Raw genomic sequence first — 16,903 nt, 5'->3', positions numbered from 1 at the left:
TTCGCCGGTAGAAGAGTGGAAGCGAATTCGGCCAGCGGAATCCCCCGCATAGTCCAGCGCGTCGGCGATTGTACCGAAGTCCCCCAATATCTGTGGGATAGCGGACGGCGTTGTCATGTCTTTGAGAATACCCCTTTCTTGCCGTCGTTCTTGAAAGAGGAAAATACCAGTATGTCGAGACGTCCCCCGCTCGGCGACAGGCACTCCTGCCTAAGACAGCCTTCCAGGACAAATCGCGAATTCTCCTTGAAGAGGAAGAGCATGCGGTAGTTGTTTGCGAGGACCCTGGCGGAAATCTTCTCGACCTCTCTTTCGGCGTAAAAATGATCAAGCAGAGCGTCTATGGTGGCCCAAAGGGTCCTCTTACCGTCGTAGGATGGTTCGCCAACGCCTGTGGTGATCTGCCCGATCTTGTGCGCAAGCCCGACATCCATCGTGTAGAAGCCGACGAGAAGACCGTTCGACTGGTCGAAAACGCCGATGAAATAGTGCGTGCGGTTGTCGAACCTGGCGACGAAATTGCGAAGCTGCTCGATCGTGAAGTTGAGCCCGCCAAGATTGAGGCCGCGCATCATTTCGGCATCGGAGAGCCATTCCAGGACCCGCGGCGTCACATCGTCTGGTACAAGACTGCGTAGAACAAATCCATGGATCTCGAGAAAGATCGGCTCGCCCCGCAGGTTCACGTCCGTCCGTTGCTGGCCTGCCGGCGGCGATCCTGTCAGGGAAACCAGGACCGGTCTGATTGGCGTCCTCATGCTCTCAGGCTCCCGATCGTTCGGCCGCGCGTTCAAGATAGAGGTCGGCGAGCCGTTCCCAGTTGTGGTGCGAAGCTCTTTGCAGTGCGAGCGCATCCAGCCAGCCGGCTTCGAACCATCGGCTCAGTACGCTGTCGGGAAGCGTGCGATAGGCGCGTTCATCCACGTTCGAGAACCCTTCAAGGGTTTGCGATGTTCCGTCCGGCGAAGTGATCCGCGCCCGCCCTGCAGTAAGAATCCTCGCTTCGCGCAAGGCATTGGCAAATTCCATCGTCCGGGCCTGTTCATGATGCGCTGAGAGGCAGTTGGAAACGGCTTGCCCGGTCAGTTCGGTCGGGCTCCCGTCGTCGTGGAATAGCCGGACAGCGGACCGATCCGCGCGAGCGTCGACAAACCGCGCGCAGCTTTCATCGACGACAAGAGGTGCCGTTTCGGCATTCACCCCGGTTCCGAGAATGAACGGGTAGCGCTGCAAATAGTCCGGCACATAAGCGCCAGACCGCCAGCTCCCATCCGGCGAGACGAAAAGGTTGCCGCCCTTGACGAGACCGGTCACAGCCAGGGGAACGGGGAGATCCGCGGGCGCAAATACGATGGGATAATGTTGCAACGCCTCTTGAAACTCTCCAACGCCGAGCGGAATGGCCGTGCTTTTCGACGCGAAAGCGAAATCCAGGCTCGGCGAGAGTCCGCTATGCCGATGAGCATCCGCGCACAGGACGACCGGGCGCTTGTAGAATGAGGGAAGCGTGCGCCAATTGCCGGAGTCTTCGGTCGCTGTCACCAGTTCACCCTGAGCCCGACCTTGCCGTCGACACCCCAGGCATCGCCGTCGAATGTTGTATCGTAGTTGATGCTGCCGTACAGCGTTGTTGCGACAGACAATTGCAGGCTGGCCCCGAAACCCGCCTCGATCCAGGTCTCCTCCAAGTCCTGGCTGAACGGGATGAAGCCGGAGGCGGAAGAGAATTCTGTCGTCGCCTCGCCCAGGAACTCCTGCCACAGATTGACCTGGCCCCAGCCCGTCAGGAGCCTCGGCGAAGAGCCACCATTACCTTGGTCCTCCGCGTCGAGCGACCAGGTCTTGGCTGTCCGCGCTCCGACGCGCCCGACGAGCGAATCGACGTCATCGAAGCGGACGATTGCCGCCCCGTCGTTGATGTCGTCGAACTGGATGTTCTGGTAGATGAGTTGCGCCTGCGGTTCGACGATCCAGCCGCCGCCGAGGTCGAACGGGTAGCCAGCTTCCAGGGAGGCCGCGAGACCGGTACCATCGGTCTGCCCCTCCGGCAGGCCGCGAGAACTTGAACTCGTCATGTCATAGAAGGTGGCCTGCGTCACGGCATCGATGTACCAGCCAGTGGCTCCAAAATGCGTCCAATAGCCACCCACCGAGACCGCGTTGAACCTGTCGTCCCCGCCGTCGAACTCGACTTCGCGCAGGTTGTGGTTCACATCCATCGTGCCGTAGCCATAAGCGAAATAAAGACCGGCATGATCGCGCGAGCCGTCTTGATGCTCATCCGCATAGAAATCCATGCCTGTCTGCAACCCGCCAAATGCGTAGTCGAACTCCGGCCCGCCGCCGTAGATGCCGAGGGGGTGGCCGTCGCGGTGCCCGAAGCGGCCGAACACCCTGCCCCAAGAACCGTTGAAGGCCGGGTTCTGCCAGAGGTCGGCGCGGCCCTTCAACTGCTCCTCGGCCCCCACTCTCGCGTGCAGCGTACCGATAAGCTGTCGACCGTATATCACCGCCATCGGCTGGATCGCCATGTCTAGGGACACCTCCTGCCGGTAGTTCGGAATTGGCGGCGGCAATGACCCGGGATCATCCCCAGGCGGTGTTGGTCCCGGAGGTCCGGCGCAGCCCGGGTGGTTCGGGACGTGCGCACAATCGAGGGCCGAGCGCAGAAACCAGTCGTGGGGTCCGGTAGAGTCAAGGCTGCCGCGCTCGAGCGTGTACTCGTAAGGGCCGGCGACCGCTGGCGCTGCAAGTTGGAAGGAGCGGGGCGCAGTGGTCTGGCCGGGGATGTCGTCCACAACGAGAATGCCATTGCCCGTCGTCAGTTCGCCCGGACCGCCGATATTGGTGATGATTACGCCGGTCGAGCCGGTCGCCGTGCCGTCGACGACCAGCCTGTCCGACGGAGAGCCGTCGCCCGCGAGGAAGGTGTTGAGATTCAGGGTGCCACCCTGCCCGACATAGGGGCCTGTGACGGTGAGACTTGTGTCCGCCTGGCCACCTGTCCGGACTAGCCCGGCATTGGTCAGGCTCGGTATGCTCTGGTCAAAGCCGCCGAGATCGAGTGTGCCACCGCTCGCCACCCTATGTGCCGAAAAGAAGCTGAAGGTGTCGCTAGCTTCGGCCCGCAGCGTGCCGGCCCTGACGAAGGTCGGTCCGGAATAGGAGTTCGGCCCCGAGAGCCCCTCCGTGCCGCCGGTCAATGTCAGCCCGCCGGTCCCCTGGATGATACCGGAAAAGAGATCGTTCGCCGCGGTGATCGTCAGCCTCTGTGCGCCCAGTTCCACTGTGCCGCTCCCGGCCAGGCTTCTGATCGATGCGCCGCCCGCGGCCGCCGAGATGTCGAAGGTTGCGTTGGCGACGACCCTCTCCGCCTGCGAGAGCTCGCCCGCGCCGGAAAGAGCGAGCACACCGTCGGTAATGGCCGCCGTACCCGTCAGGCTGCTATTGGCCGTCAGCGTCAAGGTACCGGGACCGGTCTTGTTGATGTTGCCTTCGCCAGAGATCAGGCCAGTCTGCGTGGCCGAAATGCCGCTGGCTGCCTGCAGCGCGAGGGTAACGCCAGGATCGACGGCAATCGTGTTGGCGATCGACACGCCCCGCCCGGCCTGGGCGTCTACGCCATAGCCGAGCGTCGAATTGCCGAGCGCCTGGATGGCGCTGGTGCCGACGGCGAAATCGTCGGCCAGAATCAGCGCTCCACCGTGAAGGTTGGTCAAGCCGCTGAAACCCTCCGGGAAGACGTCAGCGACCTCCACGAATTCGAACGTCTCCATGTCGAAGACCCGACGTGTGCGCGAGAAGCCGGCGCTGTTGTCGCTCGATACCGTGGTCGTGCCGGAATAGACATCGATCTGCCCCTCGCCGCTGATGGGCAGATCAAACTGGAAATTGTTCGCGGTGTGGTTGAAGACGATCGAAGCTGTTCCATCTCCAAACACGATGCCGGCGGCGGCAAGAGTGCCCGGGGCAGCCGACGTCTGTCCGGCCGGGGCCCCGAAGTTCAGCGTGCCGATCGACCCGGGCGATTGTCCGAGAACGACGATGCCGTTGGGGGTGCCGGCTTCGAGGATGGTGTTTTCGTGGTCGGCCGACTGTATCCTCGTAAATCTTACGGTCCCGACATGCACGAGGCCGCCATCGGCGATCGTCAGCGAGCCGTTGCCCGATGCGCCGATAATGAGGTCCTCCGTCCCCGTTTCTGCTCGCTCGGGATCAAAGGCATTAGAGGGGTTGCCCGTTCCCGCCACGTAGAGCACCGACCCGGCACCTGAAACGAGGATGCTGCCGGTGCCGCCGTCTACGCCGACCTCGGTTCCGCCTGTCGGGCGGTCAGGCTCGAACTGGTTGACATTGAATGAGGAGACCTGGCTACCGCCCAAAATATTGAGGCTGCCTACACTGCCTTCGCCATGGCCGACGATCAGACCGGCGCCGGTTGTGAGGAGGCTGGGGCCAGCAGCGTTTGATCCGGAAACAGTGAGTGTGCCCGTTCCGCCCGCCTCGCCGATGACGATGCCGATGGGCTCCGTGGCGGGAAAGCTTGTAGTCAGGAACTCAGTGGAATAACTGATCTTTCCGCCGGAAAGGACATTGACCATCCCTGCGCTGCCGGGACCGACGCCGATATGCAGCCCGTCCGGGCCGGACCCATTCCGGTTAGATTGGTCGATCCTCCACGCTGCATCGATCACATTGACCGTACCGGTTCCGCCGTTCTGGCCGACAGTTCCCGTCGCCGAGAGGAACACATTCGTGCAACTATCACAACTCACGAACCTGTTCTTTCCGCCCGACAGAATGTTCACTGTACCGACGCTTCCGTCGCCGCCTCCAACGACCAGATTCGTAAAGGAATGCACCCGGGAGAAGATATTCGACCCGTCAGCAAGCATAGAAATATCGAGGATCCCGGAGCCGCCAGCAGTGCCAACCTCGACTTCCTGGGTTTGTACGGAAATAAAGGCGAAGCTGTTGTCAGGATCCAGTGCCTCGATCGACAGACGCCCGTCGGCGTCCGCACCGTCACCGATTACGAGCGAGTTCGCGTCAACATTTGCGCCTTGCGATGGAGAAGCCGCGACAACGGCGGGATTCGACGTTTGCGTGTTGATCCGGACATCGTCGTCAAAATCGGGCACATCTCCCGTGCTCCAGTTGGCCCCCGTGAACCAGTCGGTGGATGTCTGGCCGGTCCAGTCCGCGGTTTGCGCCCTCACTGCGGCGGGGGCTGAGACAAACGCCGTCGTGGCCAGGAGCAGGACTCTCAGCCCGCGACGGATGGCCGGAGGAAAGTGGGCTGCGGCGGGGCGAAGCGGACTGATGTCGGCGAAACCAAAAGCAGCGGCACGTGTGTCGGTACAGAGTTCGGGCTCAGCGGTGTTTCCGCTAACGTGGGATGTGCGATTTGCGCACACATGACCACCGATACGGTCTGTCAGTGAGGACATCTGGTTATCCCCTCGATCTGCCCAAGCCCGCCCGGAAAACAACAGTGATATATGTCTGTCTAAAGGTAAGCGACCAACTGCCGCCCACTAACAAGCATCATATCCGATGTGCACAACGCCGATGGCAAACGTCCCTCCACTTTGTGGTCTCGACTGAAGGAGCCGATTTTGCCGCCCACGGTTCAGGTCAATTCCACCTCGAATTGCATTATGCCTCCTTTAGTATAGTTGGACAAGAACCTTCCTGTCGGGTTTTGCCAAGTTGCGCCAGTGTTCCTGGGTCCATATTGATGGAGCATGAGTAGGGAAGATCTTCTTCCCCGCCCTGAGCACGGCAGACGTGACCGATCTCCTTGCGGAACGTGGCATCCTGGTCAGAGCCGCGAGGCGGTTCGGCAGTTTGCATTCGCCGCCGCGGGTCGTGGCGGAGCTTCGAAGCCGTCGAGATCGGGACGTTCGAAGCCGTCGAGTTCGCGACGCTGGAACGGGTGGACTGGTTCAAAAATCGCCGGCTGCTCGAGCCCATCGGCAACATCCCGCAGGCGGAAACCGAGGAACGCTACCACGCCATGCTGGAAGAGCCGGCCATGGCGTCGTGACTCAGACGAAACGCCCGTGGACAATCCCGGCATGTGTGTCGATGCCCCCGGTTTTGCAAGCTGATTTTTCGACGTTCCGGCAGGGCTTCAATCGGTCGTGTGTCAGGCCTCTCGATGTGGCAAGTCTGACGCCACGGGCCGGTACGCTGTTCGGAAGGCAAGGCCCACATCGGTTCAGAGAGCTATAACGCTCGAGCCCCGGGACTGGGTGTCCCCGCCTTGAACTATGAAGTCCGTGTCGCTTACTCCGTCGGTCGATCACCTTGCCCCCTGGCCTTGCGGCCATGCCGTTTCCTCAGTCGTCACCGGCTGAGTTCACGCCATTCTGTAGTTCTGTCCCTTTGTCGTCATAGCCCAGATCATGCGCGCCATATTGTTGGCCAATGCAACCGCAGCCACCATCCTCGGCTTGCGCGCAACGAGATTTGCCAGCCAGCGATTTGCACTGCGGCCCTTGCGCACAACCCATCGGATCACGCTCATGGCTCCAACGATCAGCAGCTTGCGAATGTCGCATTGACCCATCTTGCTTACGGCCCCAAGTCGGGCCTTGCCCCCAGTCGATCTCTGTCGAGGGACCAAGCCGAGCCAGGCGGCAAAGTTTCGCCCGTTCTCGAAGGTCTCGAGCTCCAGCGCGAAGGCAGCAATCGCGCCGGCGGTCACCGGGCCGATCCCGGGCACGGTGCACAAGCGTCGCAGCTCCCCATCTGTCTTGGATGCGCTTTCGAGGTCATCGGCGAGTTGTTCGATGATATCGGTCAGACCACCAATCTGTTTCAGGTAGGGCGGGCCCATCTCGCGCACCGGGCCGGGCAGATCGATATCTGGCTCGGCCAGAGCCTGTTCCAAAAGCTTCAGGCTTGCTGGACCTTTGGGAGCTACCAGGCGGCGTTGCAGGCACTCATAAGCGCACGGACCGGAGCTCGCAGAACCGTCTCTTCCACGCGCCGAGAACCGCCATCTTCGTCCATGAAGTCGGCAAAAACGAAAGTCTTCATTCGATTGCTGACGCAGTAATCGGCCCGAGATCTTCGAGTCCCTCCATCGGGATGGACCTTGGGTGCCATTTGGAGGACAATCCACGCGAAAGACGGGAGTGCGCGACCATGCCTCACGATCAACGGTTGGGCCTATGGAGGCGCATCAGCCGGAAGCAAGCAGACGGCCGGTTCTCGACGTTCAGGATCATTGCGCTGGTCGTTTTGGCGCTGATTATTGTCGGCGTACCCGCCGCCAAGTTCCTACCCTATTTGTTTGGCCGGCCACTGCCATTTTGACTGAGCCGCGGCCATCGAACCGCCGGGAGCATTTGCTGACCACGAAGCATATGACATATTTGAGCTCCCTCATTGGCTACAGCAGGAGTACTGGCAAACCGTCGCTCCATTCTTATAAGGGTAACCTCCAGTCAAATCTTGCTACACGTCATCCACCTCAATCCCGTAGTGGCGCACGGCATGCCGTTGCGACAACGGGTGTGGCAATGCTACTCCAACTGCCCGGAGGCATCCTTATCCGCTGTTGCGAAGTCCCTCTGGCCCTGATTCAGGAATTCCTGCCGGCTCGCCTGGCCGTTTCCATCACTGTCTATGGAAGAGAATTGGTCGTCGGACATCAGGTCTTCCACCTCATTGCGACCGAGCGATCCGTTCCTGTCGGTGTCCAGATATTGGAAGGCATTCCCCAGATAGTCGTGGTATTCATCAGGACTGACGGCACCGTCGCTGTTCCGGTCGAGGAAGTCGGCCTGTTGTTGCGTAAGCGGCGCACTGACCTGACCCGTGGCCGGCCCAGCCAGCAAGATGGCTGCGACGAAACCCAGTGCAATTTGATTGTGGTGCATCACGTTCTCCCAATCAGTCAGCATGAGAGTTGGTTGCCCGCAACCGAGCCAATGCCAACTCCTGCCGCTGTCGCCAGAGTGCGGTCGCGGCCTGCGCCGATAGTACTGCCGACCAAGCCACCAACAACCGCTCCCGTGGCAGTTCCGGCAAGACATGCCACTTCGTTCTGTTGCGAGGGGGCGCGGTAGATCGACCCGCCTTGGCTCTGGCAGCCAACCAGGAACAGCGCAAGAACTATGCTTGAAAATCGCATGCGATTCTCCTCTTGCTGCACAAGAATCGGCACCTTCCGCGGACGTTGGAAGAGTATCGATATACGATAGACCAATTCGTACATGTTCGGTCCTGACTGAATTCCTGCGCGGATCGATGTCGAACCGATCACCGGTCGATCAGTCCGGGTCCTCCTTTCCGAAGAAGGTGAATATGAACACTGCGACAACGACTCCTCCCGACAAGATCAACCACATTGGAGCATGCATCATTGCTACGCTCAGCCCCCACACAGTGCCACCTGCGAGAGCTGCCACCGCCAGGAAAACCTTTTGAAGCCAACGGGGCCAGGTATTCATCCTCATGCGAGAACCTTCCAAGGCTGGAATCGACATGGCATACGTGCAACCAGAATGCTCTGGTTGGAACGGAGTTTCTGTTCAATCATCGATGCATATGCGTAAACTCTAAAGTACAACCACAGCTTTAATTCTAGACCTTTCACCCCCTATCGGCAATATTACGATTGACTGACATGAGCGCGTTACACTCGTTTCAGTTTGCCAGTTTCGACTTCCTGGATGAGAATACACGTCCTTACGGGGTCGAGCTTGGCAAGGAGTCGGATCTCATTTTCACGCTGTTCTAGCGGATTCCTCCAGGCAGACCCGCTTCTTTCACTTGTCTGGTTGTCACGGTTCTGAGTCACCAGTTCGGTTCCGTTTCGGCTGCACCCCGTTTAGTGGGCTCGATCCACGACCTATTTGTCGCGTCATTTGTCCCGCAGTCCTGACGACAGGGAGCAAACGCATGCGACGCGATGGGACAAACAAAGCGATCTCTCGCGCCCTTCCGCGACATCGTCCATACGGACAAACATTGTGTTGCACGGCATTTCATCGTAAGGTTGTAGCACGGTCTTGCAACGGGGTGCGCACGGGCTGATGGAGAGTAGGCAATGCCGCCTATCGATATCAAGATCCCCTCTCTGTACTCGGCTGCTCATCCTGAATCACGCGCTAGGATTAGGAAGTCCGCGCGATCTGCAATGCGCCGTCAAAGGAGCACGGCCGTCGCACGCCGACGTCTTCCCATAGAGAAAAAGGAGACGCACTCATGGCGATTGCTGTCACGTCGCTCATTCTGACACTCATCGGGCTGGCGGTCGGTGCCGGCGGCATTTGGCTGATCGCGCTCGGAGGGAGTTGGTACTATCTGATCGCCGGGCTTGCCTTCCTGGTTACGGCGACACTGCTTTTCCGGCGCAGTGGTGCGGCGCTCTGGGTCTATGCGCTGTTGATCGTGGGGACCCTCGCCTGGGCGGTCTGGGAAGTGGGATTCGACTGGTGGAGACTCGGTCCGCGCGGCGGCGTCATCGTACTGATCGGACTTTGGCTGCTGATGCCCGTGATCCGCAGGAAACTGCAAGGGTCGGGCACAGCTGCGCTCGGCGTCGCGGTGCTCGCCACGATCGTGGCCGCCGGCTATTCGTTGCTGACGGATCCGCATGGCATATCCGGAGCCTTGCCTGTCGAAGCGGCTAACAGCGCGCCGGGCATTGGCGGCGTGCCGGCGGAGGAATGGTGGTTCTACGGACGCACCCAAGCCGGTCAGCGCTATTCACCGCTGGACCAGATCACAACCGAGAATGTCGCCGATATGGAGGTCGTCTGGACATACCAGACTGGCGATGTCCGCACTTCTGACGATGTACCGGAGACAACCTATCAGGTGACGCCGCTGAAGGTGCGTGACAAGCTCTACATCTGCACACCGCACAACTTCGCCATTGCCATCGATGCGACGTCTGGCGAAGAACTCTGGCGCTTCGACCCCGAGATCGGCCTCGACAGTGACCGACAACACCAGACCTGCCGGGGCGTATCGTATTTCGCCGACGAAGAGGCAACCCCTGGCACCTCTTGTGCCACGCGTGTCTATCTCCCGACATCAGATGCGCGACTTATCGCGCTTGATGCGGAAAATGGCGAGATCTGCCCGCAATTCGGCAATCTGGGCACGGTCGACCTTTATGAGAACATGCCCTTCAAGCCATCCGGCTACTACTATTCCACCTCAGCGCCGCTCATTGCAGGTGGAAAGATCATCGTCGGCGGTGCGGTCAACGACAACTATTCTGTCGAGTCGCCGTCCGGTGTTATCCGTGCCTTTGACGCACGCTCAGGCGATCTGGTCTGGAACTGGGATTCCGGCAATCCGGATCAGACGGAACCACTCGGGCCCGACGAGACCTATACCGCCAATTCCCCCAACATGTGGTCGACCGCGAGCGCGGACGAGGAACTCGGCCTCGTCTATCTGCCGCTCGGCAACCAGACGCCTGACCAGCTGGGCGCTGGACGCAGTGAGAATGTGGAGCGGTTCTCCTCTTCCATCGTCGCGTTGGAGCTTGATACTGGCCGGCTGCGCTGGGTTCACCAGACCGTCCACCACGACCTTTGGGACATGGACGTGCCGGCGCAGCCTTCGCTGGTCGACGTGACTACCGACGACGGTCTTGTTCCGGCGCTGGTGGGGCCGACCAAGCAGGGCGACATCTATGTACTCGATCGCCGCACTGGCGAACCCATCCTGCCGGTGACGGAGGTGGATGCGCCGGGCGGGGCGATCGAGGGGGAATTCACCGCCCCGACGCAACCCGTTTCCGCCCTCACCTTCATGCCCGACCCGCTCACCGACAAGGACATGTGGGGCATCACGCTCTTTGACCAGCTTGTTTGCCGCATCGCTTTCCGCCGGCTGCGTTACGAGGGCCGCTACACGCCGCCCTCGCTCGAAGGAACATTGGTTTTTCCGGGTAATTTCGGTGTCTTCAACTGGGGCGGCGTCGCGGTCGACCCGGTGCGCCAGGTGATGTTCGGCATGCCGACCTATCTCGCCTTCACCTCGCGCCTCGTCCCGCGTGCCGAGGTTCCGCCGCCCGGTGACGATGAGAAGGCCAGCGAACAAGGGCTCAACCGCAACGAGGGTGCACCCTATGCCATCGTCATGGGGCCATTCCTGTCACCGATCGGCATTCCCTGCCAGTCACCGCCATGGGGCTATGTGGCGGGAGCAGACCTGCGTACGGGCAATATCGCCTGGAAGCACCGCAACGGCACCGTCTACGACATGACGCCCCTGCCCTTGCCCTTCAAGGTCGGCGTTCCGGGAATCGGCGGGCCGATCATCACTGCGGGTGGCGTGGCCTTCCTGGCAGCGACCGTTGACAATTATATCCGCGCCTATGACCTGACCAGCGGTGACGTCCTATGGCAGGCGCGCCTGCCGGCTGGCGGCCAGTCGACACCCATGACCTATGAGACTGCGGATGGACGGCAGATTGTCGTCATCGTCGCCGGAGGTCACGGCTCCATCGGCACCAAGGCCGGCGACTACGTCATTGCTTATGCATTGCCGCAATAGGGCCTTTTCGCGCTCGTCCAGCGGACCTAGGTCGGGCGGAGGCGCGGGGAATGCCTTTTCGGGAGTTTGACTTGGCTCGTTCACAGATCGCAGGGCCGCCCAATGAACACTGTCATGCGCAATTGCGGCCAACGCGGTAGTCTGTCGCCAACTGCCTGGAGAAATCGAAATGGTCAACTTGGGCGAAGTACTCGATCCCATTCGGAAGCAGGTGATCGACTTGAAGGATGCACTCGCCCACGCACGCTATCGGTATGACGCACTGGATCTGTTGATGGAGAAGGTTGCCGATCCCAAACTCAGAGCTGCATCGCAAGAAGTCTTCGCCGTTGCCAGCGAGAAGATGGATACGGTCGACGACTTGCTGGACGAGCTGTATCGGCATCTGTCGGCAACTGACCGGATGCTGGAATCGCTCGAAGCATCTCAAAGGCGCGGGACCGACGACCGCGATTAGCCGACGGCCACATATTCCTGGTATGACACCATGCCCGACCAAGCGACACCAAAGAGCATTGATCTCGCGCTTCAGGGTGGAGGATCCCACGGCGCTCTGACTTGGGGCGTGTTGGATCGTCTGCTCGAAGACAGCCGCATCCGCGTCTGCAGCATCAGTGGTACGAGCGCTGGCGCGATGAATGCCGTCGTAGTCGCGGACGGGCTCGACAAGGGTGGTGCCGACGGAGGCCGCGCTGCACTGGAAAGGTTCTGGAAGGCGGTGAGCGACGCCGCACGCTGGTCCCCCCTTCAACCCACGATGTGGGACCGGATGTTCAGCAATTTCAGCCTCGACCACTCCCCGGCCTATCTGTGGTTCGAACAGCTCACGCGGCAGTTCTCTCCCTATGAACTGAACCCGTTCGACATCAATCCGCTGCGCGACCTGCTTGCGGCAACAATCGATTTCGAGGCAGTGAACCGATGTACCGGACTCAGGGTGTTCGTGACCGCCACCAATGTGCGCACGGGCCGGGCCAAGCTGTTCACCCAACCTGGCCTGTCAGTCGACACTGTCATGGCGTCGGCCTGCCTGCCCTTCATGTTCAAGGCGGTGGAGATCGACGGCGAGGCCTACTGGGATGGCGGCTATATTGGCAACCCCGCGCTCTATCCGCTCGTCGACGACCGGGCCACCCGGGACATCGTCATCGTCCAGATCAATCCGCTTGTCCGTGAGGAACTGCCGACAACCGGCCGCGCAATCATAAACCGGTTGAACGAAGTAACGTTCAATTCTGCGCTCCTGAAGGAATTGCGTTCGATTCATCTGCTGCATGAACTCATCGACGCGGAGGGACTGGAATCCGAACGCTATCGTGACAGCTACCTTCATCTGATCCACGCCCACGAAGAAATCCAGCACCTGAAGGCCTCGAGCAAACTTACGGCCGAGTGGACCTATCTCCTCTATCTCAAGGAGCGCGGGCGTAATTGGGCAGAGCGTTTTCTTGACCGGCACTTCGACGACCTCGGCGTCCGCTCGACCCTCGATCTCGGCCAGCTGTTCAGCGACAGTTTCAAGCTGCCATGGATCGACGACGTACCAACCGACAACCCCGCGAGGGAGTGAAGGATGTTCGGGATCCTCATCATTTTCGCGGTACTTGGCGCGCTCATCTTTCTGGCATATCGCGGGGTCAGCTTGCTGATTCTGGCACCTGCACTGGCCATCCTTGCCGTGGCGGCCACGCGGGACGGACCGGTTCTTGCGAGCTACACACAGATATTCATGGAAGCCACGGGTGGCTTCATCGTCCAGTTCTTTCCGATATTCCTGCTTGGAGCCGTGTTCGGCAAACTGCTGGAGGACTCGGGAAGCGCCGAAGTGATGGCTAGTTCGATCATCCGCGTGCTTGGCGAGCACCGCGCCATTCTGGCAGTCGTTCTCTCCTGTGCAGTGATGACCTATGGCGGCGTTTCGCTGTTTGTCGTTGCCTTTGCCATCTACCCTATCGCGACCTCGCTTTTCCGCAATGCCGACATCCCGAAACGGCTTATTCCGGCCACGGTCGCGCTTGGGGCCTTCAGTTTCACGATGACAGCCCTGCCTGGAACGCCCGCCATCCAGAACACCATCCCGATGCCCTTTTTCGGTACGTCGGCCTTCGCAGCCCCCGGGCTCGGTATCATCGCGGCCCTCGTAATGTTCGGGTTCGGAATGTGGTGGCTGACCCACCGCGCAAAAGCGCTGGCGCATGAAGGCTATGGCGCAGAGCCCGCCTCGTTGTCCGTGGCGGTCGCTGGCGATCCGCTATCGGAAGACAGCTATCTGCGCGAACGTGCGGCGGGCGAAGGGTTCGATTTGCGCGAGGTGTCGGTCGAGACCGAGCCGGTGAATCTGCCAGGTCCTTTTGTCGCGATTATGCCACTGTTCCTGGTTATCGGCCTCAACCTGCTCTTCACCTTTTCCATCATCCCGCGAATGGATGCGGCCTTCCTGGCACTGCCCGAGTTCGGATCGACCACAATCGACGACGTGCGTGGCATATGGGCCGTCATCGCCGCGCTAGCTAGCGCTCGCAATCCTGACCGTCATCGGCCTCAACTGGCGGCGACTGCCACAGCTCACGGCGAGTATCGATTCCGGTGCGAACGCTTCGCTGCTGCCGATCTTCAATACGGCCAGCCTGGTCGGCTTCGGTGCGGTAATTGCTTCCATGTCAGCGTTTGTTCTGATCCGCGACGCTGTCTTGGGTCTCGGAGGCGACAATCCGCTGATTTCACTCGCGGTTGCCACCAACGTTCTGGCCGGCATGACCGGTTCGGCCTCAGGCGGCCTGAGCATTGCACTTTCGACCCTTGGCGATACCTACCTGCAATTGGCCGAAGCAAACGGCATCAACCCGGAGCTTCTGCACCGGGTAGCGGCGATCGCGACAGGCGGACTCGACACGCTGCCGCACAATGGCGCAGTGATCACGCTGCTGGCGATTTGCGGATTGACCCACAGGCAGTCCTATCTCGACCTCGCGATGGTTGCGGTGGTGGGGCCGTTCATCGCGCTCGCCGTAATCATCGTGCTGGGGACCTTCATCGGGAGTTTTTAAAACAGGGTCAATGTGGGTTGCCAATCGACAGGAGCATCGCTGTGACTTCGGCCAATCGAAGCCGCGGCAAGCATTGCAAGGCATGAGAGCAATTCGAAACGGGCGCCTCGGCAGCCTCACTGCCCTTTCATTCAGGATGCCGCGGTCTGTTTCTGCGACCAATCTTCACAGCCATAAGAATGATACCAATGACCAGCACAAGGCATCCGCCGAGAAAGCCAATGAAAGATCCATATCTGTAGCTTGAGGACAGGATGAGAAATCCAAGAACGACCAGGGCTAAGGCAACAAGCTTGTTGGCCAGCAGTGAAGACAGGGCTTCTTTAGTCATAGCGATCTCCATTGGGTTAACGCCGGCACCACCAACTGAGCGCGCCAACTTGGATCCCGAGCGACACTGGCGAGCACCTTCGACCAAACATTCCATTGCGCCAACCTGATCAGTATGAGCTGCCGGGCCAGGCGCGCCAGGCCCGATAGAACAGAGTGGGCACGTAGAGTAAGACCAGGATTGCTGCAATCCGGATCAGGGTTGCGCCTTCACCCAGCGGAACGAACATCAGCATGATGCCAAAAATGATGTAGAGCCCGCCACCCAGTGTGGCCGACACCAAATTGGCATGTCGCTCTCGTTCCGAGACCGCCGCCAGGATTTCGCAGAAGCCAGCCAGTGCAATCATCCCGCCAACGCCGGCTGCAAGGAATCCGACCGGACCTACCATGAACAGATCACGGTATATGTGCTTCGCAAGCAGTGCCAACCCGGCACTGATACACAGCAGGCTGCGGATGCAATCGAGCCAGAAAGCGCCATGCCGCCGTCCAGAGAATCCGGCCGACGCTATGGACAGCATGCCGTCGGCCAATAGCAGGACACCGCCGGCCAGCAAAACGAACCGGAAGGCTTCGCGAGGGAACATGGAGGCGAGCAGTGCGGCAACGACCATCACGACGCCACGAAACATTGTCATGCTTGCTTCAAGCCCGGCAATTCTGCTCTCGTCCATTTTGCTTGCGCTCCGATTTGCCTACCGGGCCGGGCCGGCGTCGCCCGTATCTGTCCGGCGGCCCAGGAACTCCAACGGTCAGTTCTGCAGCCGACGCAATATCGCACCCAACCTGCTACCCGGCTCGACCCGCCGCAAATCCGCCCCTGGTCTCCTCGTCCGTGGCTGTATGCGTCCGCTCGCCCGTACCTGGCTGGGCTTGTATCCAAATTCACGTTTGAAGGCGCGGCTGAACTCCGCACAATCTGCAAATCCATGTGCATCGGCGATGTCCAGGATCCGACGGCGGTCGCCGGGATTCGCCAGAACGGAATGCGCATGAAGGAGGCGTTGGCGCTGGATGTAGCGCCACACTCCTCCATAGGGCCTGAAAAGCCGATAAAGCCGGGAGCGTGATATGTACAACTCGGAGAGCAGCTTGGCAGCGCCGAGGTCGGGAGCGAACAGGTTGCAATCTATTAAACGGTGGGTCCGCTGAAAGAGCGGATAGTCGGCCTCATCGGCTGCCGTATCCATCCCGTCAGGTATATCCGAGAAGCAGGCCCGGATCATGCCTCGCGTCGCACTTGCCAGTGTGGCGGTGTCCTTGATGTCCAAGGATGGCAGCCGGCGGGACAGGTTCAACATGTAGTCGCCAAACAGCCCGGCGATTCCTTGGTCCTGTGCGGTGAATTCTGCGGCCTCGAGAAGGTGGACCATTCCGTGGCACAATTGCCGTGGAACCAGCAGATGCAGCAATTCGCATTCGATGAAGGACCCGCTGAACGCGGTACCGAGCCGCTGGATCTGTACGGTACCGGGACCCGCGGCGAAGCGTCCGAAAGGCGTGTCAGTGACCGAACGCCCGTGAAGGACCAAGGTGATCTGCCAGATATCGAGCGGGTCCAGCCGTGCGTGCCTCGCCAGACTGGTAAAGTTGCAGGTGTCGCTCTTGACCTTCATGACCGCGAAACTGCCGAGGTCCCAGATTGTTTGCTTTCCCGAGAAAAAGTCTGTGTGACCATCGGCCACAGACAACTCGACGACCGGTGCGAAGTTTCTCCGCCAGGCAGCGAATTGGTTCCCTGGAGCGAAATGGAGGGTCGAGAATTCGTACGCAGGAATCCCGGATCCTCCCAGCAGATGATTTGGCGGTGGGGCCGGGAACGGCCTGAGATCCCTATCGGGTTCCAGCATCTCTGTGGCAACGGTACTCATGAGCAACCGTTCCCCACTGCCGGATATCCGTCGGCTTCTTGTCGCAAAGTCAGGATCAGTGGTGACACTTCCACCTCACAAGAAGAAGTTGCCCACGTCCGGTTCAATTTGTAGTCGAAC

Annotated in this window: 12 protein-coding genes and 2 pseudogenes; 5 read left to right on the top strand and 9 right to left on the bottom strand. The window is 60.2% G+C overall.

Annotation, left to right across the window (positions count from 1 at the left end):
• Positions 1 to 113 precede the first annotated feature (113 nt).
• Genes GM909_RS21980 through GM909_RS21970 form a run of 3 tightly spaced genes read right to left on the bottom strand, consistent with a single transcriptional unit; the run spans position 114 to position 5,450 of the window.
• Positions 114 to 758, bottom strand: a complete 645-nt coding sequence (locus GM909_RS21980; RefSeq protein ID WP_157019366.1) for a GNAT family N-acetyltransferase — start codon at positions 756 to 758, stop codon at positions 114 to 116.
• 4 nt (positions 759 to 762) lie between these two features.
• Positions 763 to 1,542 carry a SapC family protein gene (locus GM909_RS21975; RefSeq protein WP_198174348.1) on the bottom strand — a complete coding sequence of 260 codons (780 nt, stop codon included), beginning with the start codon at positions 1,540 to 1,542 and terminating at the stop codon, positions 763 to 765.
• Positions 1,539 to 5,450, bottom strand: a complete 3,912-nt coding sequence (locus tag GM909_RS21970) for an autotransporter family protein (RefSeq protein ID WP_157019364.1) — start codon at positions 5,448 to 5,450, stop codon at positions 1,539 to 1,541. The genes GM909_RS21975 and GM909_RS21970 overlap by 4 nt, the downstream gene beginning before the upstream one ends.
• A 395-nt stretch (positions 5,451 to 5,845) precedes the next feature.
• On the opposite strand from GM909_RS21970, the pseudogene GM909_RS21965 reads away from it, so the two are divergent.
• A pseudogene (locus GM909_RS21965) lies at positions 5,846 to 6,049 on the top strand (hypothetical protein); the annotation flags it as partial.
• A 315-nt stretch (positions 6,050 to 6,364) separates the two neighbouring features.
• On the opposite strand, the gene GM909_RS21960 reads toward GM909_RS21965, so the two are convergent.
• The 3 genes from GM909_RS21960 to GM909_RS26405 form a co-directional block, all read right to left on the bottom strand.
• Positions 6,365 to 6,898 (bottom strand): transposase, encoded by a 534-nt coding sequence (locus GM909_RS21960; protein WP_407941340.1) that lies wholly within the window; start codon positions 6,896 to 6,898, stop codon positions 6,365 to 6,367.
• 637 nt (positions 6,899 to 7,535) lie between these two features.
• Positions 7,536 to 7,892, bottom strand: coding sequence for an EF-hand domain-containing protein (locus GM909_RS21955; RefSeq protein WP_157019363.1), 357 nt, complete (start codon positions 7,890 to 7,892; stop codon positions 7,536 to 7,538).
• A 17-nt stretch (positions 7,893 to 7,909) separates the two neighbouring features.
• Positions 7,910 to 8,146 carry a glycine zipper 2TM domain-containing protein gene (locus tag GM909_RS26405; RefSeq protein ID WP_157019399.1) on the bottom strand — a complete coding sequence of 79 codons (237 nt, stop codon included), beginning with the start codon at positions 8,144 to 8,146 and terminating at the stop codon, positions 7,910 to 7,912.
• Positions 8,147 to 9,222: 1,076 nt separating this feature from the next.
• Here GM909_RS26405 and GM909_RS21945 point away from each other — a divergent pair.
• The 4 genes and pseudogenes from GM909_RS21945 (at position 9,223) to GM909_RS21930 (ending at position 14,579) form a co-directional block, all read left to right on the top strand.
• Positions 9,223 to 11,532, top strand: coding sequence for a glucose/quinate/shikimate family membrane-bound PQQ-dependent dehydrogenase (locus GM909_RS21945; protein WP_157019362.1), 2,310 nt, complete (start codon positions 9,223 to 9,225; stop codon positions 11,530 to 11,532).
• 169 nt (positions 11,533 to 11,701) lie between these two features.
• Positions 11,702 to 11,989, top strand: coding sequence for a hypothetical protein (locus tag GM909_RS21940; protein WP_157019361.1), 288 nt, complete (start codon positions 11,702 to 11,704; stop codon positions 11,987 to 11,989).
• A gap of 30 nt (positions 11,990 to 12,019) precedes the next feature.
• Positions 12,020 to 13,102 (top strand): patatin-like phospholipase family protein, encoded by a 1,083-nt coding sequence (locus GM909_RS21935; RefSeq protein WP_157019360.1) that lies wholly within the window; start codon positions 12,020 to 12,022, stop codon positions 13,100 to 13,102.
• Positions 13,103 to 13,105: 3 nt separating this feature from the next.
• A pseudogene (locus GM909_RS21930) lies at positions 13,106 to 14,579 on the top strand (GntP family permease).
• Between the two features lie 127 nt (positions 14,580 to 14,706).
• On the opposite strand, the gene GM909_RS21925 reads toward GM909_RS21930, so the two are convergent.
• The 3 genes from GM909_RS21925 to GM909_RS21915 all read right to left on the bottom strand — a co-directional run bounded on the left by GM909_RS21925 (position 14,707) and on the right by GM909_RS21915 (position 16,783).
• The gene (locus tag GM909_RS21925; protein WP_157019359.1) at positions 14,707 to 14,910 is read right to left on the bottom strand and encodes a hypothetical protein; all 204 of its coding nucleotides are present in this window, start codon (positions 14,908 to 14,910) and stop codon (positions 14,707 to 14,709) included.
• Between the two features lie 109 nt (positions 14,911 to 15,019).
• Positions 15,020 to 15,586 (bottom strand): DUF308 domain-containing protein, encoded by a 567-nt coding sequence (locus GM909_RS21920; protein ID WP_157019358.1) that lies wholly within the window; start codon positions 15,584 to 15,586, stop codon positions 15,020 to 15,022.
• Positions 15,587 to 15,664: 78 nt separating this feature from the next.
• A complete protein-coding gene (locus tag GM909_RS21915; protein WP_157019357.1) occupies positions 15,665 to 16,783 on the bottom strand; it encodes a helix-turn-helix domain-containing protein in 1,119 nt (372 codons plus the stop codon).
• Between the last annotated feature and the right edge of the window lie 120 nt (positions 16,784 to 16,903).

The organism is Mesorhizobium xinjiangense (assembly GCF_009749525.1).
Taxonomy (GTDB): Bacteria; Pseudomonadota; Alphaproteobacteria; order Rhizobiales; family Rhizobiaceae; genus Mangrovimarina; species Mangrovimarina xinjiangensis.
Note: the sequence above shows the minus strand (reverse complement) of the source record. Positions and strands in the feature narration are given on the sequence as shown.

Coding starts and splice junctions, on each gene's coding strand:
- GM909_RS21945 (WP_157019362.1), top strand. CDS start 9,223: ATGGCGATTGCTGTCACGTCGCTCATTCTGACACTCATCGGGCTGGCG.
- GM909_RS21925 (WP_157019359.1), bottom strand. CDS start 14,910: ATGACTAAAGAAGCCCTGTCTTCACTGCTGGCCAACAAGCTTGTTGCC.
- GM909_RS26405 (WP_157019399.1), bottom strand. CDS start 8,146: ATGCGATTTTCAAGCATAGTTCTTGCGCTGTTCCTGGTTGGCTGCCAG.
- GM909_RS21955 (WP_157019363.1), bottom strand. CDS start 7,892: ATGCACCACAATCAAATTGCACTGGGTTTCGTCGCAGCCATCTTGCTG.
- GM909_RS21940 (WP_157019361.1), top strand. CDS start 11,702: ATGGTCAACTTGGGCGAAGTACTCGATCCCATTCGGAAGCAGGTGATC.
- GM909_RS21935 (WP_157019360.1), top strand. CDS start 12,020: ATGCCCGACCAAGCGACACCAAAGAGCATTGATCTCGCGCTTCAGGGT.
- GM909_RS21915 (WP_157019357.1), bottom strand. CDS start 16,783: ATGAGTACCGTTGCCACAGAGATGCTGGAACCCGATAGGGATCTCAGG.
- GM909_RS21920 (WP_157019358.1), bottom strand. CDS start 15,586: ATGGACGAGAGCAGAATTGCCGGGCTTGAAGCAAGCATGACAATGTTT.
- GM909_RS21980 (WP_157019366.1), bottom strand. CDS start 758: ATGAGGACGCCAATCAGACCGGTCCTGGTTTCCCTGACAGGATCGCCG.
- GM909_RS21970 (WP_157019364.1), bottom strand. CDS start 5,450: ATGTCCTCACTGACAGACCGTATCGGTGGTCATGTGTGCGCAAATCGC.